A 24,286-nucleotide genomic window follows, 5' to 3' on the forward strand; every position below is an offset into this window, starting at 1 on the left:
TACGGCCCTTTCTACTTCGGCGGGAAAGACGCGGAGAAGAATTTCCCACCCGTCAAACAAGAACCCGACACCACGCCCCCACCGACCTGACAGGGGCCCGGCGTGCCACTACATCGATGATTCGAGCGCGATCTTGATGCGCGGGTAAGTGGTGCAGGATATTGCGATCCTTACGCGTGCCGTGTCAGGATCGGCGGCGATGAGTCAGTCCACCCTCGCCCTGCCCGCCGTCGCGTCGCCGCGGCGGATCGCCGCGCTGGCCCTGCCGGCCCTCGTGGTGCTCACCGCCGAGCCGCTCTACGTCCTCGTCGACACCGCCGTGGTCGGGCACCTGGGCCGGGTGCCGCTGGCCGCGCTCGCCGTCGGCGGCACGGTGCTGACCCTCACCGCCTGGCTGGGCAGCGTGCTGGCGTACGGGATCACGGGGCGCGCGGCCCGCCGGTTCGGCTCCGGTGACCGGGCCGCGGCGGTGGCCGAGGGCGTACAGGCGTCCTGGCTCGCGCTCGGGGTCGGGGTGCTCGTCGCGCTCGGCATGCAGGTCGGCGCCGGCCCGCTGGCGCGTACCCTCGGCGGTTCGGGCGAGGTGGCCGCCGCGGCCGCGCAGTGGCTGCGGGTCGCGGCGCTGGGCGCCCCCGGCCTGATGCTCGCCGCCGCCGGCAACGGCTGGCTGCGCGGCGTGCAGGACCTCCGCCGGCCGCTGTGGTTCGTGCTCGGCCCCAACCTGCTCTCCGCGCTGCTCTGCCCGCTGCTGGTCTATCCCGCCGGCCTCGGACTGGTCGGTTCCGCCGTGGCGAACGCCGTCGCCCAGACCATCTCCGGCGGACTGTTCGCCGCCGCGCTCGTCCGCGAGCGGGTGCCGCTGCGCCCGCGCCCCCGCGTGATCCGCCAGCAGCTCGTGCTCAGCCGCGACCTGCTCGTCCGGGGCGTCGCCTTCCAGGCCAGCTTCCTGTCCGCCACGGCCGTCGCCGCCCGGTTCGGCGCGGCGGCGGTGGGCGCCCACCAGATCGCCGTACAGCTGTGGTTCTTCACCGCCCTGGTGCTCGACGCGCTCGCGATCGCCGCGCAGACCTTGATCGGGGCGGCGCTCGGGGCCGGCGACGCGGCCGGCGCCCGCGCCCTCGCCCGCCGGATCGCGCTGCTCGGCGCCGTCTGCGGCGTGGCGTTCGCGCTGCTGATCGCCGCCGGGGCGGGGATCGTGCCGTCGTGGTTCAGCTCCGATCCCCAGGTACGCGACCAGGCCATGGTCGCCTGGCCGTGGTTCGTGGCGCTGCAGCCGATCGGCGGCGTGGTGTTCGCCCTCGACGGGGTGCTGATCGGCGCGGGCGACGTCCGCTACCTGCGCAACCTCACCATCGTCGCCGCGTTCGGGGGCTTCCTGCCGGCGATCTGGCTGGCGTACGCGTTCGACCTGGGCCTCGGCGGGATCTGGGCGGGGCTGACGCTGTTCGTGGTGATCCGGCTGGCCGCCCTGCTGCTGCGGCTGCGCTCCGGCGGCTGGGCGGTCGTCGGCGCCGTCCGCTGATCGGCCCTTTGCAAACACCCGGCGGGCGAGCCCAGCCGCCAGGTCGGGCGGGGCGTGGTGGAGAGCGTCTGGCAGGCTTGGCGGTCGTGAGCGCAGACGGTCTGATCGTGGTGGACAAGCCCGGCGGCATGACGTCGCACGACGTGGTGGCGCGCGTCCGCCGCCTGGCCCGGACCCGACGGGTCGGGCACGGCGGCACGCTCGACCCGATGGCCACCGGCGTGCTGGTGATCGGCGTGGGGCGGGCCACCCGGCTGCTGACGTACGTCATCGGCGCCGGGAAGAGCTACACCGCCACCGTCCGGCTCGGCCAGGCGACCGTCACCGACGACGCCGAGGGGGACGTGATCTCCACCACCCCGGCCGGTACCGTGACCGACGAGGCGGTCCGGTCGGCGTTCGCCGCCCTCACCGGCGAGATCGACCAGGTGCCGAGCGCGGTCAGCGCCATCAAGATCGACGGCCGGCGGGCCTACAAGCGGGTACGCGAGGGCGAGAGCGTCGAGCTGCCCGCGCGCCGGGTCACCGTGAGTCGCCTCGACGTGCTGGCGATCCGCCGGGACACCCCGGACGTGGTCGACGTCGACGTCGACGTGACCTGCTCGTCGGGGACGTACATCCGGGCCCTGGCGCGGGACGCGGGCCTGGCGCTCGGGGTCGGCGGGCACCTGACGGCGCTGCGCCGCACGGCGGTCGGCGGCTTCACCCTGGCCGAGGCGGCGACCCTCGACGAGCTGGAGCCGCGCGCGCCGGAGGTGGTCAACCTGCCGCTGGACGCGGCGGCCGACCGGTTCTTCCCGCGCCGGGACGCCAGCGCGGACGAGGCGCGGGTGCTCGCGCACGGCGGCCCGCTCGACCCGGCCGGCATCGCCGGCCCGTACGCGGTCTTCGGGCCCGGCGGCGGGCTGATCGCTATCGTCAGCGAACGGGCCGGCCGGGCCCGCGCGGAGATCGTGCTCGCCCCGGCCTGACGGCGGGCGGGGCGACCCGTCGGAACACCCGGCGGGCGGGGCGACCCGTCGGAACACCCGGCGGGCGGGGCGGCCCGTCGGAACACCCGGCGGGCGGGGCGGCCCGTCGGAACGCCCGGCGGGGAGCAGGGGGAGGAGCGTCATGCAGCGGTGGCGGGGGTACGAGGCGGCGCCCGGCGGCTGGGGCCGTTCGGTCGTCACCATCGGCGTCTTCGACGGGGTGCACCGGGGGCACCAGGCGACCATCGGGCACGCCGTGGCCCGGGCCCGGGAGCTGGGCGTGCGGTCGGTGGTGGTCACCTTCGACCCGCATCCGGCCGAGGTGGTCCGCCCGGGCTCGCACCCGGCGGTGCTCACCGAGCCGGCCCGCAAGGCGGAGCTGGTCGAGGCGCTCGGCGTGGACGTGCTCTGCGTGGTGCCGTTCACCCCGGAGTTCTCCCGGCTGCCGGCCGAGGCGTTCGTGCACGACATCCTGGTGGAGAACCTGCACGCCGCCCTCGTGGTGGTGGGGGAGAACTTCCGCTTCGGGCACCGGGCGGCCGGCGACGTGGCGCTGCTGGAGCGGCTCGGCCGCACGTTCGGCTTCGCGGTCGAGGGCGGCCCGTTGGTCGCCGACGACGGCACCGTCTTCTCCTCCACGTACATCCGCTCCTGCGTCGACGCCGGGGACGTGGGCGCGGCGGCCGCCGCGCTGGGCCGCCCGCATCGGGTCGAGGGCGTGGTGGTCCGCGGCGACCAGCGGGGGCGGGAGCTGGGCTTCCCCACCGCCAACCTGCTCTGTCACCGGTACGCCGCCGTGCCGGCCGACGGCGTCTACGCCGCCTGGCTGGTGCGCCGGGGGCACCGGGAGCGGCTGGCAGCGGCGGTCTCCGTGGGCACCAACCCGACCTTCTCCGGGCGGGAGCGGAGGGTCGAGGCGTACGCGCTGGACTTCTCGGGCGACCTGTACGGCGAGCGGCTGGCCCTGGACTTCGTCGCCCATCTGCGCGGTCAGGTGCGGTACGACGGGATCGAGCCGCTGGTGGCCCAGATTGCCCAGGACGTCGAGCGCACCCGCCGCGTTCTCGGCTGAGCCGTGCGCCCTCGGCGCCCCGAGGGCGTCGCCGGGAGTCGGGTTTCGTGCCGTCCGCGCCGTCGCGTCGCCCTTCGCCGGGCGGTTCCGCCGGAGGCTGGTAGTCTGACGGGGACGTCGGCTGACCGACGTGGAGCCTCGCGTGCCTGCACGACGCCGCGGGTGCGAGGTTCGTCCGTCTCCGGTCTCCGGGCCCCGACGAAGGGTCCCCGGGCCTGACGACGGACACCACCGATCAACCCACCGAAACAGGGAGAACATGGCGCTCGACCAGGAGTCCAAGGCCAAGATCCGCGCGGAGTACGCGACCGCCGAGGGCGACACCGGTTCGCCGGAGGTGCAGGTCGCGGTCCTGACCAAGCGGATCGCGGACCTCACCGAGCACCTGAAGGTGCACAAGCACGACCACCACAGCCGCCGCGGGCTGCTGCTGCTGGTCGGCCGTCGCCGTCGGCTGCTCAACTACGTCCAGAAGAAGGACATCAACCGCTACCGGTCGCTCATCGAGCGGCTCGGCCTGCGCCGGTGACGTCACGGGGGAGCGGCCAGCGGGTCGCTCCCCCGTCCGGCGTCACCACCCGAACCACACCCGGGCCGCGCGACCACCCGACAGGGAGCCGGTCAGCGTACCGGTCTCCGGTAGTGGCCCCCGGGAACCCGGCCAGCCGCCGGCACCCCGGGCGCTTCGATCGAAGACCGGCCGTCTGAGCAGCTCCCGAGCGTCGTGGGCCCCCGATGCGAAGGAGCACGACCGCACCATGACCGAGAGTTCCCTCGGCACCGAGTCCCGCACCGCCGTGATCGACAACGGGTCCTTCGGCACCCGCGAGATCACCTTCTCCACCGGCCGCCTGGCCCGTCAGGCCGCCGGCTCCGTCACCGCCCAGCTCGGCGAGACGGTCGTCCTCTCCGCGACCACGGCCGGCAAGCAGCCGCGGGAGCAGTTCGACTTCTTCCCGCTGACGGTCGACGTCGAGGAGCGGATGTACGCCGCGGGCCGCATCCCCGGCTCGTTCTTCCGCCGCGAGGGCCGGCCCAGCGAGGACGCGATCCTCACCTGCCGGCTGATCGACCGGCCGCTGCGCCCGTCGTTCGTCAAGGGCCTGCGCAATGAGGTCCAGGTCGTCGAGACCGTCCTGGCGCTGGACCCGCAGCACCCGTACGACGTGGTGGCGATCAACGCCGCGTCGATGTCGACCAAGCTCTCCGGCCTGCCGTTCTCCGGCCCGATCGGGGCGACCCGGATGGCGCACGTCGACGGCCAGTGGGTGGCCTTCCCGACTCACGAGGAGCTGTCCCGGGCCACCTTCGACATGGTGGTGGCCGGCCGGGCCCTGCCCGACGGCGACGTCGCGATCATGATGGTCGAGGCCGAGGCCACCGAGCACACGGTGGCGCTGGTCGCGGGCGGCGCCCCCGCCCCGACCGAGGAGGTCGTCGCCAGCGGCCTGGAGGCCGCCAAGCCGGCCATCCGCGAGCTGTGCCGGGCGCAGAGCGAGCTGGCCGAGGTGGCCGCCAAGCCGGTCGCCGACTTCCCGGTGTTCCTGGATTACCAGGACGACGCGTACGACGCGGTGGCCGAGCTGGCCCGCGGCGAGGTCGCCGAGGCCCTGAAGATCGCCGGCAAGGCCGACCGCGAGGAGGCCCTGGACCGGATCAAGGCCCGCGTGCAGGAGGAGCTCGGCCCGCGCTTCGAGGGCCGGGAGAAGGAGCTGTCCGCCGCGTTCCGGTCGCTGACCAAGGCCGAGGTCCGCAGCCGGGTGCTGCGCGAGCAGGTCCGCATCGACGGCCGGGGCCCGCGCGACATCCGCCCGCTGACCGCCGAGGTCGGCGTGCTGCCCCGGGTGCACGGCTCGGCGCTGTTCGAGCGCGGCGAGACCCAGATCCTGGGCGTCACCACGCTGAACATGCTGCGCATGGAGCAGGCGCTGGACACCCTCTCCCCGGAGAAGTCCAAGCGCTACATGCACAACTACAACTTCCCGCCGTACTCCACCGGTGAGACCGGCCGGGTCGGCTCGCCGAAGCGCCGCGAGATCGGCCACGGCGCGCTCGCCGAGCGGGCGCTGATCCCGGTGCTGCCGTCGCGCGAGGAGTTCCCGTACGCCATCCGGCAGGTCTCGGAGGCGCTCGGCTCCAACGGCTCCACCTCGATGGGTTCGGTCTGCGCCTCGACGCTGGGCCTGCTGTCGGCCGGTGTGCCGCTGAAGGCGCCGGTCGCCGGCATCGCCATGGGCCTCATCTCCGACGAGGTCGAGGGCAAGACCGAGTACGTGACGCTGACCGACATCCTCGGCGCCGAGGACGCGTTCGGCGACATGGACTTCAAGGTCGCCGGCACCCGGGAGTTCGTCACCGCGCTCCAGCTCGACACCAAGCTCGACGGCATCCCATCGGACGTGCTGGCCGCCGCGCTCCAGCAGGCCCACGAGGCCCGGCAGGTCATCCTCGACGTGATGCAGCGGGCCATCGAGGCGCCGGCCGAGATGTCGGACTACGCCCCGCGGGTCACCACCGTCAAGATCCCGGTCGACAAGATCGGCATGGTGATCGGCCCGAAGGGCCAGACCATCAACGCCATCCAGGACGAGACCGGCGCCGAGATCTCCATCGAGGACGACGGCACGATCTACGTCGGCGCGACCAACGGCCCGTCGGCGCAGGCCGCGGTCGAGCGGATCAACGCGATCGCCAACCCGACCCTGCCGAAGGTGGGCGACAAGTTCCTGGGCACGGTGGTCAAGACCGCCGCGTTCGGCGCGTTCGTCTCGCTGCTGCCGGGCCGCGACGGCCTGCTGCACATCTCGAAGGTGGGCGACGGCAAGCGGGTCGAGAAGGTCGAGGACTTCCTCAACGTCGGCGACAGGGTCGAGGTCGAGATCGCGGACATCGACGCCCGCGGCAAGATCTACCTGGACAAGGTCCGCCCGGAGGGCGCCGAGGCGCCGGCCGCCGGTGAGGCCGCCGGTGAGCGTCCGGCTGGTCGGGACCGGGGCGACCGGGGCCCGCGCGAGCGGGGCGAGCGGGCCGGTCGTGGCCCGGAGCGCGGCGAGCGCGGCCAGGGCGGCGGCGAGGGCGGCGAGGGCGGCGAGCGTCCGCGCCGCCGGACCCGGCACAGCTGACCCCGCAGTACCGCACCACCCACCCCTCGTCGAACTGAGAGCAGGTCTTCGTGAGTCGGTCCCGGCGCGCGTCCTTCCTGGAGAATCGACGGGGGGTGGCGCCGTCCGGCGCCGTCCGGCACGCCACCGGGCCGCAGCCCGGGCGTTCCGGCGGCGCGTCCCGGGCGGTCACCCGCACGCTCAGTGACGATCCGCTGGGCGGCACGGTACGCCGTACCGTGCTGCCCAGCGGGCTGCGCGTGCTGACCGAGGCGATCCCGGCGATGCGCAGCGTCTCGTTCGGCGTCTGGGTGGCCGTGGGCTCCCGCGACGAGACCGGTCCGCAGGGCGGCGCGGCGCACTTCCTGGAGCATCTGCTCTTCAAGGGCACCCACAAGCGGACGGCGCTGGACATCTCCTCGGAGATCGAGGCGGTGGGCGGCGAGACCAACGCCTTCACCACGAAGGAATACACCTGCTACTACGCCCGCGTGCTGGACGAGGACCTGCCGCTGGCCATCGACGTGATGTGCGATCTCGTCGCCGACTCGCTGCTGGAGCCGGCCGACGTGGAGACCGAGCGCGGCGTCATCCTCGAAGAGATCGCGATGCACGACGACGAGCCGGGCGACGAGGTGCACGACCTGTTCGCCCGCGCCGTCTACGGCGACCACCCCCTCGGCCGGCTGATCTCCGGCACCGAGGACACGGTCACCCCGATGACCCGGCGGCAGATCCAGGGCTTCTACCGCCGCCACTACACGCCGCCGCAGATCGTCGTCGCGGCCGCCGGCAACCTCGACCACGCCGCCGTGGTCCGGCTGGTCCGTCAGGCCCTGCACGGCACCCCGTTGGACGCCGACCCGGCGGCCCCGGCCGCGCGCCGGCCGGCCACCCCGACGGTACGCACGAAGCCCGCCACCATCCTGGTCGAGCCGAAGGAGACGGAGCAGGCGCACGTCATCCTCGGCTGCCCCGGCATCGACCGCACCGACGATCGGCGCTTCGCCCTCGGCGTGCTCAACAACGTCCTCGGCGGCGGCATGTCCAGCCGCCTGTTCCAGGAGATCCGGGAGCGCCGCGGCCTGGCGTACTCGGTGTACTCCTACGCCAGCCAGTACGCCGACAGCGGTATCTTCGCCGTCTACGCCGGCTGCGCGCCGGGCAAGGTGGACGAGGTGCTGGAGCTGACCCGGGCCGAGCTGCGCCGGGTGGCCGCCGACGGGCTGACCGAGGCCGAGGTGGCCCGGGGCAAGGGGATGAGCAAGGGCTCGTTCGTGCTCGGGCTGGAGGACACCGGCTCCCGGATGAGCCGACTGGCGAAGGGCGAACTGCTCTACGGCGACCTGATGCCGGTGGACGAGCTGCTGGCCCGGGTGGACGCGGTGCGCGTCGCCGACGTGAACGCCCTCGCCGCCGAGCTGCTCGCCCGGCCGATGTCCCTGGCCGTCGTCGGCCCGTTCGGCGAGGGCGACTTCTCCGCCTGACCGCCGTCGATCCCGCGGGCGGCCCACCCCTCGCCGGGGCGGGACGGTCGGCGGCCGGCCCGGTGCGGGTGTCCCGATCTGGACCGGCGCGACCTGGCCCGCGACCGGCTTGGGATAGGTTGTGCCCCGTGACTGAGCAGCAGGAGAGGAACCCGGCGGAGCCGATCCGGGTGGGCGTGCTGGGGGCCCGGGGCCGGATGGGCGCCGAGGTGTGCGGGGCGGTCGACGCCGCGCCCGACATGGAGCTGGTGGCGGCGATCGACCAGGGCGACGGGCTGTCCGCCGTCGCCGACGCCGGTGCCGAGGTGGTCGTCGACTTCACCACCCCCGACGCCGTCATGGACAACCTGCACTGGTGCGTCGACCAGGGCATCCACGCCGTCGTCGGCACCACCGGCTTCACCGAGCAGCGGCTCGACCAGGTCCGCGGCTGGCTGGCCGGCAAGCCCGGGGTGGGGGCCGTCATCGCCCCCAACTTCGGCCTCGGCGCGGTGCTGATGATGCAGTTCGCGGCGCGGGCGGCCCGGTACTTCGAGTCCGTCGAGATCATCGAGCAGCACCACCCCCGCAAGCTGGACGCCCCGAGCGGCACCGCCGCCCACACCGCCCGCCTGATCGCCCGGGCGCGCGCCGACGCGGGCCTCGGGCCCGTCCCCGACGCCACGAAGGACGAGGTGCCGGGCGCCCGGGGCGCCGACATCGACGGGGTACGGGTGCACGCCGTACGGGCCACCGGGCTGCTCGCCCACCAGGAGGTGCTGTTCGGCACCACCGGCGAGACGCTGACCATCCGGCACGACTCGTACGACCGGTCCTCGTTCATGCCCGGTGTGCTGCTGGCCGTCCGCGCGGTGCTCAGCCGGCCCGGCCTCACCGTCGGCCTGGACGACCTGCTCGACTGAGTGCAGCCGCGCCCCCGGCGGGCCCGGCGTGCGGGCCGGCCAGGGGGCGCGACTGCGGCCAATCCGTGCGGCCAAGGTCGCGCCGATCCGGTCGCCGGGCCGATCCGGTCGCCGGGCCGATCCGGTCGCCGGGCCGGTCGGGTCGCGCCGATCCGGGTCGCCGGGCCGGTCGGGTCGCGCCGAGGTCGTCGCCGAACCACCCGTCGATCATGGGGTTGACGGCTGATTCAGCGATCGATTCCGCCGCCAACCCCATGATCGACGCCGGCCTCGGGGGCGCGGCGCGGGGACGGGACGGCCGGGGCGGGGACGGTGGGGGTCAGCGTGAGGGCGGTCGGGAGGCCGGTGACGCGGGCCGCGCCGGTGGCGTCCACGGTGACGTCGACCGGGCTGCCGGCGACCTGGAGGCCGCGGGCGGTCAGCGCGCCCAGCTTCGGCCCGGCCAGCGGGTCGAGGCGGATGACCCCGCCCGGCACGTCCGGGTAGAGCCCGACGCCGGCCTGGAGCAGCAGCACCGAGGCCGCCGCCGACCAGGCCTGCGGCTTGCACGCCGCCGGGTACGGCACCGGCCGGCCGATCAGCGCCCGGTCGTCGCCGGCGTACAGCTCCGGCAGCCGGTGGTCGAACGCGTCGGCGGCGGCGAGCAGCCCGTCGGCCAGGCCGAGTGCCGCCTCGCGGTGACCGCCCCGGGCCAGCCCGGCGAGCACGATCGCGGTGTCGTGCGTCCAGATCGACCCGCAGTGGTACGACAGCGGGCTGTACCCGGCGTCGTCGGTCGACATGGTGCGCAGCCCGAACCCGCCGGCCAGCGCCTCGGTGGCGAGCAGTCGGGCCACCTGCGCCGACTCGTCGTCGGTCAGCAGGCCGGTGCCGAGCAGGTGGCCGATGTTGCTGGTCAGCGAGTCGACGGGCCGCTTGTCCCGGTCGAGGGCGAGCGCCGGCTGGGGGCCGTACGGGCCGTCGACCCAGAACGCGGCCCGGAACCGCTCGGCGAGTCGGGCGGCGTGTTCACGCCACCGGTCGCCGCCGGGCCGGCCGAACGCGTCGAGCAGCGCCGCCCCGGCGACCGCCGCCTCGTACGCGTACCCCTGCACCTCGGCCAGCACGATCGGCGCCTGCGCCAGCCGGCCGTCGCGGAACCGGATGGAGTCGCCGGAGTCCTTCCAGCCCTGGTTGGACAGCCCCCGGCCGCTGGTGTCGACGTACTCGACCAGGCCGTCGCCGTCGGCGTCGGCGTGCTCGCCCAGCCAGCCCAGCGCGGCCTCGAGGTGCGGCAGCAGCGGCTCCACCTGCTCGGCCGGCAGGCCCCAGCGCCACGCGTCGTGCAGCAGCGCCACCCAGAGCGGCGTCGCGTCGACGGTGCCGTAGTACGCGGGCGGCAGCCGCAGGCCGTGCTGGGGCAGGGCGAACTCGCCCCGGCGCAGCTCGTGCAGGATCTTGCCGGGCGCCTCGCCGGTCGCCGGGTCGACTCGCCTGCCCTGCCGGCGGGCCAGCACCCGCAGCGTGCCGGCGGCCAGCTCGGTGCCCAGCGGCAGCAGCATCCGGGCGGCCCAGAGGCTGTCCCGGCCGAAGAGGGTGAGGAACCAGGGCACGCCCGCGCCGAGGAACACGTCCCCGGGGTGGCCGGCCTCGGCCAGGCGCAACGTGTGCAGGTCGTCCAGGGAGCGGTCGAGGAACCGGACCAGCCGCCGGTCGTCGGCGGTCACCTCCGGCCGGGCCCAGGTGGGCGCGGCGGCCGGGGCGACCACCACGGCCCGGGGGTCGTCGACGGCCAGCCGCCAGCGCAGGGTGACGCTGCCGCGCGGGGGCAGCTCGACGGGCCAGCTCAGCCGGGGGGAGTGGGCCCGGTCGCCGTCGGCGTCGGCCGCGGCCTCCTCGCCGGTCACGATGACGGTGATGCCGTCGGCGGCCCAGGTCACCTGGCCGGCGCCGGTCGTCTTGGCCGGCAGCGGCTCGGTCGTGTCGCCCGACTTGACCATCTCGATCGGGGCCAGGTCGCAGCCGAGGTCGACGCTGACGGTGGCCCGCACCGGCGCGGCGGCGGTGGAGACGACGTGCAGCTCCTCGGTGAGCCCGCCCGGTTCGAGGCGGCGGACCCGGTCGACCCGGACGGTCGGGTCGGCGCCGGGGTCGCCGAGCCACCGGGTCAGGCCGACGAAGCGGGCGGCGTGCGGGCCGACCGGACCACGGGTCAGCGCCTCCGGCTCTCGGTCGTCGACGCGCAGCTCGGCCCGGGACAGCACCCGGGCGTCGGCGTGGAACACGCCCTGCACGCCGGCCGGGCGGATCTGTCCGGCCGCGTCGCCCAGCGCGCTGGTCGGGGCGTGGACCACCCCGACGAGGTCGTGCAGCAGGGGTTGCAGGCGGCGTTCGGTCACGGGGCGGCTCCAGGGGTTTCTCGGGGGACGTCTGCCGCGACCGGTGCCGGCTGCCGCACCGGCGGCGCGGGTGGTGTGGCGTGGCCGTGCCGTGCCGGAGGGGCGTCGGGGGCCGTCTTGACAGATCGTCCGGGGCGGTGCAAAGTGCGAAACATTCCAGCAACTTGAACGTTCTAATCCTGCCGTAATTCGGTTCGATCGTTCAAGACGGCGAGGGGGAATTTGTGGCACAAAAGGTGACCATCGCGACGGTGGCCCGGCGCGCCCAGGTGAGCCGGCAGACCGTATCGAACGTGCTCAACGCCCCCCACATCGTCAGGGAGGAGACCCGCCGCCGGGTGCAGGAGGCCATCGTCGCGCTGGGCTACCGCGCCAACCAGGCCGCCCGGCAGATGCGCACCGGCCGGTCCCGGCTGATCGCGGTACGCATCGAGCCGACCCGGGACGGGATCAACGGCTCGGTGCTCGACCGGTTCCTGCACGGGCTGACCGAGACCGCCGGCGCCACCGGCTACCGGGTGCTGCTCTACACCGCCGACGACGACGGCCAGGAGATCGACGTCTACTCCGACCTGCTCGCCGCGTACGACCTGGACGGCTTCGTGCTCACCGGCACCGACCACGGTGACCCCCGCACCGCCTGGCTCGCCGCCCGCAAGGTGCCGTTCGTGACCTTCGGGCGCCCCTGGGACGACCTGGAGTCCCACCCCTGGGTCGACGTCGACGGCGCGGCGGGGACGGCGCAGGCGACCAGGATGCTGCTGGAGACGGGCCACCGCCGGATCAGCTTCATCGGCTGGCCGAAGGGTTCCGGCGTCGGCGACGACCGCCGGTCGGGCTGGTACCGCACCCTACGGGCCGCGGGAATCGACCCGGGCCCGCTGGACCGGGAGATCGCGGACGGCGTCGGCGAGGGCGAGCGGATGATGAACGACCTGCTCGCCGAGCCCGAGCCGCCGACCGCCGTCGTCTGCGCCAGCGACTCGCTCGCCCTCGGCGCCCTCCGGGCCGTCCGGTGCGCGGGCGCCGAGGTCGCCGTCGTCGGCTTCGACGACACCCCGGTCGCCGCCGCGGTCGGGCTGACCAGCGTCAGCCAACCCCTCGCCGCGGTCGCCGCCCGCTGCGTCGAGCAGCTCACCGGCGTGCTCGACGGCCACGACTTCGATTCCCCGGCGTTGCTCGAGCCCTCGCTCGTGCGGCGCCACACCGCGTAACACCTTCCCCTACCGCCATCCCCGGGAGAATGAGATGACAGCTCGATTCCTCCGCCGCGCGACCGTGGCCGGCATCGCCGCCGCGGCGCTGTTCGGCTCCACGGCCTGCGGCAGCGGCTTCGACGACAAGTCCGGCGACACCGCCCAGCAGACCAGCGGGCCGGCCAGCCTGCAGATCCTGATCGGCTCGTCCGGCGAGGCCGAGACCAAGGCGGTGCAGGACGCCGCCGCGAAGTGGGCGTCCATCTCCGGCAACACCGCGACCGTCACCCCCGCGCAGGACCTCACCCAGCAGCTCGGCCAGGCCCTCGCCGGCGGCACCCCGCCGGACGTGTTCTACGTCGACGCCGCCCGGTTCGCCGACTACGCGAGCGTCGGCGCCCTGGAGCCGTACGGCGACAAGATCAGCAACAAGGACGACTTCTACGAGAGCCTGCGCACCACGTTCACGTACGACGGCAAGCTCTACTGCGCGCCGAAGGACTTCTCCACCCTCGCCCTCCAGATCAACACCGACCTGTGGGCGAAGGCCGGGCTGACCGACGCCGACGTGCCCACCACCTGGGAGCAGCTCACCGCCGCCGGTCAGAAGATCAAGGCCAAGGGTCTCGTCCCGCTCGCCCTCGGCGACACCCGGGACCGCATCGGCGCGTTCATGGTGCAGAACGGCGGCTGGCTGACGAGCAAGGACGGCAAGCAGGCCACCGCGGACACCCCGGAGAACCTGGCCGCCCTCGAGTACGTCAAGAAGATGCTCACCGCCGGGCTCGCCAAGTACCCGAAGCAGCTCGACTCCGGCTGGTCCGGCGAGGCGTTCGGCAAGGGCAAGGCCGTGATGACCATCGAGGGCAACTGGATCAAGGGCGCCCTGCAGAACGACTTCCCGAACGTCAAGTACAAGGTCGTCGAGCTGCCGGCCGGCCCGAAGGGCAAGGGCACGCTGTCCTTCACCCAGTGCTGGGGCGTTGCCGCCAAGAGCAAGTACAAGGAGCAGGCGATCAAGTTCGTCGAGGCGATGACCGCCGGCGACCAGCAGATCGCCTTCGCCAAGGCGTTCGGCGTCATGCCGTCGCGGCAGTCCGTCCGCGACCAGTACACCAGCCAGTTCCCGGCGGACAAGCCGTTCATCGACGGCGCCCAGTACGCCCAGGGCCCGGTGAACGCCCCGAAGATGGACAGCGTCCTCAGCGACCTGGACACCGGCCTGCAGGGCCTGGGCAACGGCGACCCGAAGACGATCCTGTCGCGCTTCGACTCCAACGCGAAGGCGGCCCTCGGCGGCTGAGGCTGAAAGGAGGGGAGATGGCGACCGACGCGCTCGCGGCCCCGGCCACCGCCGGGCGGCCGCCCGGGAACGGGCGGCGGCGGGGAGGCGGCACCCGCGCCAACGAGACCGTCGCCGGCTGGCTGTTCGTCGCGCCGGTGATCGTGATCCTCGGGCTGTTCCTGCTGCTGCCGATCCTGATGGCGCTCTGGGTGAGCCTCACCGACTGGAACGGCCAGGGCAGCCCGTTCACCGGCAGGGTGCCGTTCGTCGGCGGCGACAACTACACGAGACTGTTCACGGAGGACGGGCTGGACCGCCGGGACTTCATGACCAGCCTGCGCAACAACGTCTACTACGTGGCGATCGTCGTGCCGACCCAGACGGTGCTCGCCCTCGGGCTCGCCCTGATCGTCAACAACCGCATGCTCAAGGGGAAGGGGTTCTTCCGGACCGCCTTCTACTTCCCGTCGGTGACCAGCTCCGTGGCGATCAGCGTGGTCTTCCTGTTCATGTTCTCCAGCTCCGGGGCGGTCAACAACCTGCTCGCGATGTTCGGCATCGACGGGCCGCAGTGGTTCGCCGACTCCCGGGGCGTGCTGCACCTGCTGCTCGGCGTGTTCGGGCTGGACACCGACAACCCGCCCGGCGCGCTCACCGGCGGCGGGCCGCTCGGGCTGACCTGGTGGGACTGGCTCTCCGGGCCGAGCGTCGCGATGATGTCGATCATCGCGCTGGTCGTCTGGACCACGTCGGGGACGTTCATGCTGATGTTCCTCGCCGCGTTGCAGAACGTCCCCGTGGTGCTCGACGAGGCGAGCACGCTCGACGGGGCCAGCCGCTGGCAGCGGTTCCGGCACGTCACCCTGCCGATGATCAAGCCGACCATGTTCCTGGTGCTCACCCTGGGCCTGATCGGCTGCTGGCAGGTCTTCGACCAGGTGTACGTGATGAGCCAGGGCGACCCGGCCAAGACGACGCTCACCCCGGCGTACCTGTCGTACCGGACCGCGTTCCGCGACTTCGACTACGGCTCCGGCGCGGCGATCTCGTTCGTGCTGTTCCTGATCATCATCGTGTTCACCGTGCTCCAGCGCTGGCTGATGGCCGAGCGGGAGCCGGCCGGCGCGCGGCGCGGCCCGTGGTGGCGACGTCGCGTACGGCAGGGGGGTTGAGATGGCCGTGCTGACCGACCGGCCGGCGGCGGCCCCGACGCCGGCCCGCCCACGCCGGGACCAGGGGGCCCGCGCCCTGGCCAGCCGCTTCGTCGGGTACGCCGTCCTGGTCTTCTTCGGGCTGGTGTTCCTCTACCCGTTCGTCATCCAGATCGGCAACTCGTTCAAGACCGAGCCCGACGCGGCGGCGAACCCGCTCTCGCCGATCCCCGACCCGGTGTCCATGGCCGGCTTCGAGCGGATCTTCGAGGGCACCAACTTCCCGCTCTGGCTCGGTAACTCGCTGCTGGTCACCGTCCTGGTCACCCTCGGGCGGGTGTTCTTCGACTCGCTCGCCGGGTACGCCCTCGCCCGGCTGCGCTTCCGGGGCCGGGGCGGGCTGTTCGCCGCGATCATCGCGGTGCTGGCGGTGCCCGGCGTGGTGCTGCTGATCCCGAAGTTCCTGGTGCTCAACCAGCTCGGCATGTACGACAGCTACGCCGGCCTGGTGGTGCCGCTGCTCGCCGACGCGGCGGGCGTGTTCATCATGAAGCAGTTCTTCGAGTCGATCCCGGTGAGCGTGGAGGAGGCGGCGCGGATCGACGGCGCCAGCGTCTTCCGCACGTTCTGGTCGGTGGTGCTGCCCATGGCGAAGCCGGCCCTGATCACGCTGACCATCCTGTCGTTCCAGGGCTCCTGGAACGAGTTCCCGCACAGCCTGGTATCGGTGCAGAACCCGGACCTGTTCACGCTGCCGCGTGGCCTGGCCGACCTGGTCAGCGGCTCGCTCGGCAAGGGCAACCAGTACCCGCTCAAGCTCGGCGCGGCGCTGCTGGCCACCATCCCCGTGGCGGTGCTCTTCGTGATCTTCCAGCGGTACTTCGTCCGGGACGCCAACGACGGCGCGGACAAGGGCTGACCGGCGGCCCCCGGCGGTCCCCGGCTACTCGCCGGGGGCCGCCGCGGCCGGTACGGCGACGTGCAGCCGCAACTGGTTGACCAGCATGTCGTCGACGTCGAGGGCCCGGGCCGCGCCGTCGGGCTCCCAGCCCGCACCGGTGAGGAACTTCCGGGTCGCCGGATCCCCGTCGAACGCCCAGGCCACCGCGCGGGCGAACCCGTCGGCGCGCCACAGGTCGACGCTGGCCGCGAGCAACCGGCTGCCGTGCCCGCGCCGGCCCCAGCGCGGCTCGACCAGCAGGTCCGTCACCGCCACCACGTCCGGCCCGAGCGCGTCGGCAGGCTCGTTGGGCGCGCGGGACTCCGCGTCGGCCGGACCGGAGGCGGCGAACCCCACCAGATACGATTGCTCGGCCTGCTCGACGGCGACCAGCACCCGGTGCGCGTCCGAGGGCGGCTCCTGCACCGCCGCGCTCCACCGCCGGGCGAGGTACGCCTCGTCCAGGTTGTCGAGCACGTGCCGGGGCAGGATCCGGCGGTACGCGACCCGCCAGGTGGCGAGCTGGATGCGTGCGATCTCGCCGGCGTCTTCCGGACGCGCCGGGCGGACGTACCCGAGAGCCATGGGACGGAAGCCTACGCAGGGTGGGGGAGGCGACGGTGGCGCAGGGTCCCGGACGCGCGATCGCGCAGGTCGTGGGCGTGGTCGTGCTCGCCGTCGCGGTGGCCGCGTTCCTGTCCGTCGCGGCGGTGCGGCACGGCTTCTTCGACCTCAGGGTCTACTACGGGGCGCTGCGCTTCTGGGTCCACGACGGCGGGGAAATCTACGACTTCCTCAAGCCGGGCACCCAGTACGGCTTCACGTACCCGCCGTTCGCCGCCCTGGTCATGCTGCCGATGGCGTACCTGCCGTGGACGGCCGCGATCGTCGTGAGCGTGACCGCCTCCGTGGCGGTCAGCGCGGTGCTGATCTGGTGGCTGCTCGACCCGATCGCCCGCCGCGCCGGGTGGACCCGCTGGTTCGCCCTCGCCGTGGCGCTCTGCCTGGCCGCCGCGTTCGAGCCGATGCGCGAGACGGTCAACTTCGGCCAGGTCAACATGCTCCTGCTGTTCCTGGTCGGGGCGGACCTGCTGCGGCTGGTCCCGGGCGGCAGCCGGTGGGCGGGCGTCGGCGTGGGTCTGGCCACGGCGATCAAGCTGACGCCCGGCATCTTCGTCGTCTACCTGCTGGTCACCGGCCGCTGGCGGGCGGCCCTGACGGCCACGGGCACCGCGACCGTCGTCACCCTGCTCGCCGCGGCCCTCTTCCCCGACGCGTCCCGCGAGTTCTGGACCACCGCGCTGTGGAACACGGGCCGGGTCGGCGAGCTGGCGTTCGTGTCCAACCAGTCGCTGCGCGGGGTGGTGGCCCGGCTGGACCCCGAACACCCGAGCACGATCGCCTGGGCGGCGCTCGTGCTGGCCACCCTCGCCGTCTGGGTCGGGCGGTCCCGGTCCGCGGCGGCCGCCGGCGACGAGGCCACCGGTCTGGCCCTGACCGGCGCCGTGATGTGTCTGGTCAGCCCCGTCACCTGGGTGCACCACCTGGTCTGGCTGCTGCCTGCGCTGCTCCTGCTGGTCGACAACGGCATGGCGGCCCCCGCCCGCAACCGCCGGCGCCGCGTCCTGCTGGCCGCCGCCGCCATCGGGTACGCGCTCCTGTGCAGCCGGATCGTCTGGTCCTGGGAGAAGGACTTCACGGGCGTCGACGGCTTCCTCGGCAGCAACACCTACGTCTGGATCAGCCTGGCGCTGCTGCTCCTCCTGCCGGTGCGCCCCTGGGCGACCCCGTCCGGGGCCGTGGCGGGCGGCGGCGCGGCTCCCGCCGGGTCAGCCGTCGAGGCGCCCGGCGTAGCGCAGCTCGACCAGGCCGACCGGGGGACGGCCGCCGGCCATCGGCACCTGGTAGGTGGACCGCTCGCCGTCGGCTGACAGCCCGGCCCGCTCGTAGAAGCGGCGGGCCCGGCGGTTGTCCCGCAGCACCCACAGCCGGTACGCCGTCCAGCCCCGCCCCGCCAGCGCCGCCCGGGCCGCGGCCAGCAGCCGCCCGGCCGTCCCGTCCCCCCAGTAGGCCCGCTCGACGTACATCGCCACCACCTCGCCGAGGGCGTCGTCCACGTCGGCCCGGTCCTGGTTGTTCCGGTACGGCCCGAACGTGGCGAAGCCGATCACCGTGCCGCCCCGCTCGGCGAGCAGCGTGCGGAACGGCTGCCCCGGGTCGGCGGTGCCCATGTCCCGCCGGCGCTGCGCCCAGGCGGCCACGTTGAGCCGGTTCAGCACCTCCTCCGGCATGATCCCGGCGTAGCCGGCCTGCCAGCCGTGCACGTGCACCCGGGCGACCGCCTCGGCGTCGTCCGGCTCCTCGGGTCGGATCACCAGCATCCGTCCGTTCTATGTCCCGGCCCGCCCCGCGTCCAGCGCCCCGCCGCCGTGTCGTACCGGTGGACTAGGGTGCCCGACGATGTCCGCACCGGAATCGCTCTCGCTCGCCCAGGCCCGGCGGGTGGCGCTGGCCGCCCAGGGCTTCGCCGACCCGCCGCCCACCGGCGCGCCCACCCGCCGCCACCTGCGCCGGGTGCTCGACCGGATCGGGCTGATCCAGATGGACTCGGTCAACGTGCTGCAACGGGCGCACTACCTGCCGCTGTACAGCCGGCTCGGGCCGTACCCGACGGCGCTGCTCGACACGGCGGCCTACCGCCGCCCCCGCGAGCTGTTCGAATACTGGGGGCACGAGGCGTCGCTGGTCCCGGTGGGGTTGCACGCGGCGCTGCGCTGGCGGATGGCCCGGGCGCGCGACGACGCCTGGGGCGGGATGCGCCGGATCGCCCGGGAGCAGCCCGCCCTGGTCGCCTGGGTCCGCGACGAGGTGGCCGCCCGCGGGCCGCTGACCGCCGCCGAGATCGAGCACGACGCGCCCCGGCAGACCGGCAACTGGGGATGGAACTGGTCGGCGGTCAAGCAGGCCCTGGAGTTCCTGTTCTGGGCCGGCGAGGTGACCGCCGCCGAGCGCACCACCTCGTTCGCCCGCCGCTACGACCTGCCCGAGCGGGTGCTGCCGCCGGCGGTGCTGGACGCGCCCACGCCGACCGACGCGGAGGCGTACCGGACGCTGGTGGGGGTGGCCGCCCGGTCGCTCGGGGTGGCCGCCGAGCCGGAGCTGCGCGACTACTTCCGCCTGCCCGCCGCCGGTGCCCGGCACGCCGTGGCCGAGCTGGTCGAGGCCGGCGAGCTGACCCCGGTTGCCGTGCCGGGCTGGCGGCAGCCGGCGTACCTGCACGCCGCCGCCCGGCTGCCCCGCCGGGTGCGGGCCGGCGCGCTGGTCAGCCCGTTCGACCCGCTGATCTGGGAGCGGGGCCGTGCCGAGCGGCTGTTCGGCCTGACCTACCGGATCGAGATCTACGTCCCGGCCCCCCAGCGGGTGTACGGCTACTACGTGCTGCCGTTCCTGCAGGGGGAGCGGTTCACCGCCCGGGTCGACCTCAAGGCCGACCGGAAGGCGGGCGTGCTGCTCGTCCCGGCCGCCTGGGTCGAGCCCGGCGTCGATCCGGGGGAGACGGCGCTCGCGCTGGCGGCCGAGCTCTACCGGCTGGCCGGCTGGCTCGGGCTGGACGCGGTCGCCCCGCCCACCGCCGGTGACCTCGCGGCCCCGTTGGCGGGCGCGCTGCGGGGCGTGGCGGGTGTACCGTGAGCGACGTGACGAGCGTTGACGGCCCGAACGCCCGACCCGACGCCGCCCCTGCGGCCGACCTCCACGCCCACGCCGCGACCGGGGCCGCCTGGCCGCCGCCCGGGGCGTACCCGGCGTACCAGGTGCCGGAGCCGGACCGGTTCACCCGCTTCGTCATGCGGGTCCACGATCGCTCGCCGCGCTGGGCGGTGCCCCTGGCCGCCCTCGGCTGCGTGGGCCTCGGCATGGCGTACGCGCTGCTCAGCGACCCGACCCGGGCCGAGCCGGACGCGGCGCCGACCTGCCTGCTCAAGCTCACCACCGGGCTGGACTGCCCGGGCTGCGGCGGCACCCGGGCCCTCTGGTACGTGCTGCACGGCGACGTGCCGGCCGCGGCCCGGCACCACTTCCTCTTCGTCTTCGCGCTGCCCTTCCTGGCGTACCTGTTCGTGGCCTGGGCCGGCCGGCAGGCGTTCGGCTGGCGGCTGCCGCAGCCGCAGGTCAGCTCCAAGGTGATCGGGGCGTTCCTGGCCGCCTGGCTGGTCTTCTCCGTGGCCCGCAACCTCCCCTGGGCCCCGTTCACCTCGCTCTACGTCTGACCCCCGCGTCCCGGTCGCTGCCCGTGTCAGGGTGCGGCCACCCGTCCCTCGGCGCCTGGACGGCGGCGGGCCGGGCCGGCGGCCGGTGGTGGCGGTGGACCCTGTGGAGCTGCCCCGTATGTGCGCCCAGCCGTCCGGCACGGGCTGCTCCCGGCCGCCGCAGTGGCTGCCCCGTCCGTGCGGGCAGCTCCACACGCGGCGGACACCGCACCCGCACCGGCACGGCCGGGTATGCGGGCGCGGGAGCCAGCGAGATCTTGGCCACGCGTCGGGCCGAGCGGGCGCGAAGTGTCCGGGATTCGCAGGTGGTGCGGGTTTCGGGCGGCGAGCCCCACGTCGGCACGGCCTCGGGGGGCCGCTACAGTCCGAGGAATGCCGGATATGGTGCAGCCCCAGGTCAAGCTGATCGCGTGGACCCAGTTCCAGGCCCCGGACGACGTGCCGTGGTCGACCGACGCCGAGGGCGGCCAGGCCCTCGCGGAGTTCGCCGGCCGGGCCTGCTACCAGTCGTGGAAGAAACCCAACCCGGCCACGGCCACCAACGCCGGTTACCTGGCGCACATCCTGGAGGTCGGACACCTGTCGGTGCTGGAGCACGGCACGGTGACCTTCTACTTCACCGGGGTCTCCCGCTCCTTCACCCACGAGCTGGTCCGGCACCGGCACTTCTCGTACTCGCAGCTCTCCCAGCGCTACGTCCCCGAGCGGGACGCGGCCATGGTCGAGCCCCGGGTGATCGCGGAGGACCCGGAGCTGCACAAGCGGTTCGTCGAGGCCGCCGAGGCCAGCGTGCGGGCGTACACGGAGCTGCTGGCGGGGCTGGAGCAGCGCTTCGCCGACGAGCCCAACCCGACGCTGCGCCGCAAGCAGGCCCGGCAGGCGGCCCGGGCGGTGCTGCCGAACGCCACCGAGACCCGGATCGTGGTCACCGGCAACTACCGGGCGTGGCGGCACTTCGTCAAGATGCGCGCCACCGAGCAGGCCGACGTGGAGATCCGCGAGCTGGCCGTGGAGTGCCTGCGCCAGCTTCAGCGGGTCGCCCCGAACGTCTTCGCCGACTTCGTCATCACCACCCTGCCCGACGGCACGGAGGTGGCGGCCAGCCAGCACGCCGAGTGAGTCCTGCGCCCTTCCCCGGCGGGCCGCCCGCGGTCGTCCGATAAGTTGTGAGCATGACGCACGACCTTCCTGTCGCCGCGGACCGGGCGCCCTCGCGCCCGTTCGGCCGACTGCTCACCGCCATGGTGACCCCGTTCACCGCCGACGGATCGCTCGACCTGGACGGGGCCGTACGGCTCGCGAACCACCTGGTCGACGAGCAGGGCAACGACGCGCTCGTGCTCAACGGCACCACCGGCGAGTCGCCCACCACCACCGACGCGGAGAAGGAACGCCTGATCCGGGCCGTGGTGGAGGCGGTCGGCGACCGGGCGCGGGTGGTCGCCGGCGTCGGCACCAACGACACCCGGCACACCATCGAGCTGGCCGCGTCGGCGGAGAAGGCCGGCGCGCACGGTCTGCTCGTGGTGACGCCGTACTACAACAAGCCGCCGCAGAGCGGGCTGGTCCGGCACTTCACCGCCGTCGCGGACGCCACCGGCCTGCCGATCATGCTGTACGACATCCCGCACCGCGCCGGGGTGCCGATCGCCTCGGAGACGCTGGTACGCCTCGCCGAGCACGGCCGGATCGTCGCGGTCAAGGACGCCAAGGGCGACCTCACGGCCACCTCGTGGGTGACCGGCCGCACCGACCTGGCCTTCTACAGCGGCGAGGACAGCCTCACGCTGCCCGCGCTGGCGGTCGGCTCGGTCGGCCTGGTCGGCACCTCGACCCACTTCACCGGCGCGCTGGCCAAGCGGATGATCGAGGCGTACGACGCGGGCGACCCCGGCACCGCGCTGGCGCTGCACCGGCGGCTGCTGCCCCTGTTCACCGGCATCTTCCGTACCCAGGGCACCATCCTGGTGAAGGCGGGCCTGGCGGCCAGGGGCCTGCCGGCCGGCCCGGTACGCCCCCCGCTGGTGGACGCCACCGACGACGAGATCGCCCAGCTGCGCGCGGACTGCGCGGCGGCGGGTCTGGAGCTCCCCGAATGACCGAACGACACGACGGACGCCGGGTGACGGCGTCACAGAATGAGGTGGACGCGTGACCGACGCGCACATCGAGGGCGAACTGCCCCCGCCGCTGCCCGAGGGCGGCCTGCGCATCACCCCGCTCGGCGGCCTCGGCGCCATCGGTCGGAACATGACCGTCTTCGAGTACGACGGCAAGCTGCTGGTCGTCGACTGCGGCGTGCTCTTCCCCGACGTCGAGCAGCCGGGCGTCGACCTGATCCTGCCGGACTTCGGGCCGATCCTGGACCGGCTCGACGACATCCAGGCGATCGTCCTCACCCACGGGCACGAGGACCACATCGGGGCGGTGCCGTATCTGCTCGCCCACAAGCAGGACATCCCGCTGGTCGGGTCGCAGTTCACCCTCGCCCTGGTCGAGGCGAAGCTCGCCGAGCGGCGGATCCAGCCGTACACGCTGACCGTGCGGGAGGGCGGCCGGGAGCGGCTCGGCCCGTTCGAGTGCGAGTTCTTCGCCGTCAACCACTCGATCCCGGACGCCCTCGCGGTGGCCATCCGCACCCCGGCCGGCCTGGTGCTGCACACCGGCGACTTCAAGATGGACCAGCTCCCGCTGGACGGCCGGCTCACCGACCTGGCCGGCTTCGCCCGGCTCGGCGCCGAGGGCGTCGACCTGCTGCTGTCGGACTCCACCAACGCGGAGATCCCCGGCTTCGTCACCCCGGAGCGGGAGATCGGGCCGGTGCTGGACTCGATCTTCGCCAAGGCGCGCGGCCGGATCATCGTCGCGTCCTTCGCCTCGCACGTGCACCGGGTGCAGCAGGTCTTCGACTCGGCCCTCGAGCACGGCCGCAAGGTGGCGCTGATCGGCCGCTCGATGGTCCGCAACATGGGCATCGCCCGGGACCTGGGCCTGCTCAACATCCCGCCCGGCCTGGTCGTCGGCGTCGAGGAGGCGACGACGCTGCCGCCCGAGCAGATCGTGCTGATGTCCACCGGCTCCCAGGGCGAGCCGATGAGCGCGCTCGGCCGGATGGCCAGCGGCGACCACCGGCACATCACCATCGCCCCCGGCGACACCGTCGTGCTCGCCTCCTCGCTGGTGCCCGGCAACGAGACCTCGGTCTACCGGGTGATCAACCGGCTGGCCCGGGCCGGCGCGGTGGTCGTGCACAAGGACGTGGCCAAGGTGCACGTCTCCGGTCACGCCCCCGCCGGCGAGCTGCTGTACCTGCTCAACGTCGTCCGCCCGAGCAACCTGATGCCGGTGCACGGCGAGTGGCGGCACCTGCGCGCGCACGCCCGGCTCGGCATCGAGTCCGGGGTCGCCGCGGACCGGGTGGTGCTCTGCGAGGACGGCGACGTGGTCGACCTCGTCGAGGGCCGCGCCAGCCTGGTCGGCCACGTGAAGAGCCGGTACGTCTACGTCGACGGCCTGGCCGTCGGCGACGTCAGCGAGTCCCTGCTCACCGAGCGGCGGATCCTCGGCGACGGCGGCTTCATCGCCGCCACGGTGGTGGTCGACTCGGTCACCGGCAAGGTGGTCGGCGGCCCGACCGTCTCGGCCAAGGGCTTCTCGGAGGATCCGGAGGCGTTCTCCCCGGTCGTCCCGCTGGTCACCGAGGCGCTGAACCGGGCCGCCGCGGACGGCATCACCGACCCCCACCAGCTCCAGCAGATCGTCCGGCGCACGGTCGGGCGCTGGGTCAACGACGCGTACCGGCGCCGGCCGATGATCGTCCCCACGGTCGTCGAGGTCTGACGCCCCATTCCGCCCACGCGCGACGCTGGCCCGGTTGGGGGCAGGTTGCTGTTGGGGGCTGGTTGCTGTTGGGGGCAGGTTGCTGTGGGGGGCAGGTTGCTGTGGGGGGCTGGGGGCGACCGTGCCCGGCTTCGGGCGGTCAGGCTTGATCCCTACGCCGGGCACGGTCGCCC

Annotated in this window: 20 protein-coding genes; 17 read left to right on the top strand and 3 right to left on the bottom strand. The window is 73.9% G+C overall.

The window, feature by feature from the left end; translation table 11 throughout:
- Positions 1–199: 199 nt before the first annotated feature.
- From ACGFIZ_RS31855 to dapB, 7 genes are all read left to right on the top strand, one after another.
- The gene (locus tag ACGFIZ_RS31855; protein ID WP_393426309.1) at positions 200–1,522 is read left to right on the top strand and encodes an MATE family efflux transporter; all 1,323 of its coding nucleotides are present in this window, start codon (positions 200–202) and stop codon (positions 1,520–1,522) included.
- An 86-nt stretch (positions 1,523–1,608) separates the two neighbouring features.
- Positions 1,609–2,493, top strand: a complete 885-nt coding sequence (gene truB, locus ACGFIZ_RS31860) for a tRNA pseudouridine(55) synthase TruB (RefSeq protein WP_393426312.1) — start codon at positions 1,609–1,611, stop codon at positions 2,491–2,493.
- A gap of 142 nt (positions 2,494–2,635) precedes the next feature.
- Entirely contained in the window at positions 2,636–3,565 is a 930-nt protein-coding gene (locus ACGFIZ_RS31865; RefSeq protein ID WP_393426315.1) for a bifunctional riboflavin kinase/FAD synthetase, read from the top strand.
- Between the two features lie 259 nt (positions 3,566–3,824).
- Positions 3,825–4,094 (top strand): 30S ribosomal protein S15, encoded by a 270-nt coding sequence (rpsO, locus tag ACGFIZ_RS31870; RefSeq protein ID WP_145775614.1) that lies wholly within the window; start codon positions 3,825–3,827, stop codon positions 4,092–4,094.
- Positions 4,095–4,323: 229 nt separating this feature from the next.
- Entirely contained in the window at positions 4,324–6,687 is a 2,364-nt protein-coding gene (locus ACGFIZ_RS31875; RefSeq protein WP_393426318.1) for a polyribonucleotide nucleotidyltransferase, read from the top strand.
- Between the two features lie 95 nt (positions 6,688–6,782).
- Positions 6,783–8,153 (top strand): M16 family metallopeptidase, encoded by a 1,371-nt coding sequence (locus ACGFIZ_RS31880; protein WP_393426359.1) that lies wholly within the window; start codon positions 6,783–6,785, stop codon positions 8,151–8,153.
- 128 nt (positions 8,154–8,281) lie between these two features.
- Positions 8,282–9,055, top strand: coding sequence for a 4-hydroxy-tetrahydrodipicolinate reductase (gene dapB / locus ACGFIZ_RS31885; RefSeq protein ID WP_393426321.1), 774 nt, complete (start codon positions 8,282–8,284; stop codon positions 9,053–9,055).
- 227 nt (positions 9,056–9,282) lie between these two features.
- Here the strand turns inward: dapB and ACGFIZ_RS31890 are convergent, their stop codons facing one another.
- Positions 9,283–11,433: a glycogen debranching N-terminal domain-containing protein gene (locus tag ACGFIZ_RS31890; protein WP_393426324.1), complete on the bottom strand. Its 2,151-nt coding sequence runs from the start codon at positions 11,431–11,433 to the stop codon at positions 9,283–9,285.
- A gap of 224 nt (positions 11,434–11,657) precedes the next feature.
- Between ACGFIZ_RS31890 and ACGFIZ_RS31895 the strand changes: the two genes are divergently transcribed.
- From ACGFIZ_RS31895 to ACGFIZ_RS31910, 4 genes are read left to right on the top strand one after another with little or no spacing between them, the layout of a single operon-like run.
- Entirely contained in the window at positions 11,658–12,647 is a 990-nt protein-coding gene (locus tag ACGFIZ_RS31895) for a LacI family DNA-binding transcriptional regulator (RefSeq protein WP_393426327.1), read from the top strand.
- A 34-nt stretch (positions 12,648–12,681) separates the two neighbouring features.
- Positions 12,682–13,932: an extracellular solute-binding protein gene (locus ACGFIZ_RS31900; RefSeq protein WP_393426330.1), complete on the top strand. Its 1,251-nt coding sequence runs from the start codon at positions 12,682–12,684 to the stop codon at positions 13,930–13,932.
- Positions 13,933–13,949: 17 nt separating this feature from the next.
- Entirely contained in the window at positions 13,950–15,086 is a 1,137-nt protein-coding gene (locus tag ACGFIZ_RS31905; RefSeq protein WP_393426333.1) for a carbohydrate ABC transporter permease, read from the top strand.
- A 1-nt stretch (position 15,087) separates the two neighbouring features.
- Positions 15,088–15,984 (top strand): carbohydrate ABC transporter permease, encoded by an 897-nt coding sequence (locus tag ACGFIZ_RS31910; protein ID WP_393426336.1) that lies wholly within the window; start codon positions 15,088–15,090, stop codon positions 15,982–15,984.
- Between the two features lie 24 nt (positions 15,985–16,008).
- Here the strand turns inward: ACGFIZ_RS31910 and ACGFIZ_RS31915 are convergent, their stop codons facing one another.
- Positions 16,009–16,590 carry a GNAT family N-acetyltransferase gene (locus ACGFIZ_RS31915; protein ID WP_393426340.1) on the bottom strand — a complete coding sequence of 194 codons (582 nt, stop codon included), beginning with the start codon at positions 16,588–16,590 and terminating at the stop codon, positions 16,009–16,011.
- Between the two features lie 35 nt (positions 16,591–16,625).
- Between ACGFIZ_RS31915 and ACGFIZ_RS31920 the strand changes: the two genes are divergently transcribed.
- Positions 16,626–17,936 (top strand): glycosyltransferase family 87 protein, encoded by a 1,311-nt coding sequence (locus ACGFIZ_RS31920; protein ID WP_393426343.1) that lies wholly within the window; start codon positions 16,626–16,628, stop codon positions 17,934–17,936.
- Here ACGFIZ_RS31920 and ACGFIZ_RS31925 read toward each other — a convergent pair.
- On the bottom strand, positions 17,835–18,386 hold the full coding sequence (locus ACGFIZ_RS31925; protein WP_393426346.1) for a GNAT family N-acetyltransferase: 552 nt from the start codon (positions 18,384–18,386) through the stop codon (positions 17,835–17,837). The two genes, ACGFIZ_RS31920 and ACGFIZ_RS31925, sit on opposite strands and share 102 nt — an antisense overlap.
- A gap of 79 nt (positions 18,387–18,465) precedes the next feature.
- On the opposite strand from ACGFIZ_RS31925, the gene ACGFIZ_RS31930 reads away from it, so the two are divergent.
- The 5 genes from ACGFIZ_RS31930 (at position 18,466) to ACGFIZ_RS31950 (ending at position 24,113) form a co-directional block, all read left to right on the top strand.
- Complete coding sequence (locus ACGFIZ_RS31930) at positions 18,466–19,695, top strand: winged helix-turn-helix domain-containing protein (protein ID WP_393426349.1); 1,230 nt, start codon at positions 18,466–18,468, stop codon at positions 19,693–19,695.
- Positions 19,692–20,273, top strand: coding sequence for a DUF2752 domain-containing protein (locus tag ACGFIZ_RS31935; RefSeq protein WP_393426352.1), 582 nt, complete (start codon positions 19,692–19,694; stop codon positions 20,271–20,273). Before ACGFIZ_RS31930 ends, ACGFIZ_RS31935 begins: the two co-directional genes overlap by 4 nt.
- 381 nt (positions 20,274–20,654) lie before the next feature.
- Complete coding sequence (gene thyX, locus ACGFIZ_RS31940; protein WP_347671251.1) at positions 20,655–21,392, top strand: FAD-dependent thymidylate synthase; 738 nt, start codon at positions 20,655–20,657, stop codon at positions 21,390–21,392.
- Positions 21,393–21,445: 53 nt separating this feature from the next.
- Positions 21,446–22,372: a 4-hydroxy-tetrahydrodipicolinate synthase gene (dapA, locus tag ACGFIZ_RS31945; protein WP_393426355.1), complete on the top strand. Its 927-nt coding sequence runs from the start codon at positions 21,446–21,448 to the stop codon at positions 22,370–22,372.
- A gap of 52 nt (positions 22,373–22,424) precedes the next feature.
- Positions 22,425–24,113 (top strand): ribonuclease J, encoded by a 1,689-nt coding sequence (locus tag ACGFIZ_RS31950; protein WP_347671249.1) that lies wholly within the window; start codon positions 22,425–22,427, stop codon positions 24,111–24,113.
- Positions 24,114–24,286 lie beyond the last annotated feature (173 nt).

The organism is Micromonospora sp. NPDC048830, from assembly GCF_043198215.1.
In the GTDB taxonomy this organism is placed as follows: Bacteria; Actinomycetota; Actinomycetes; order Mycobacteriales; family Micromonosporaceae; genus Micromonospora.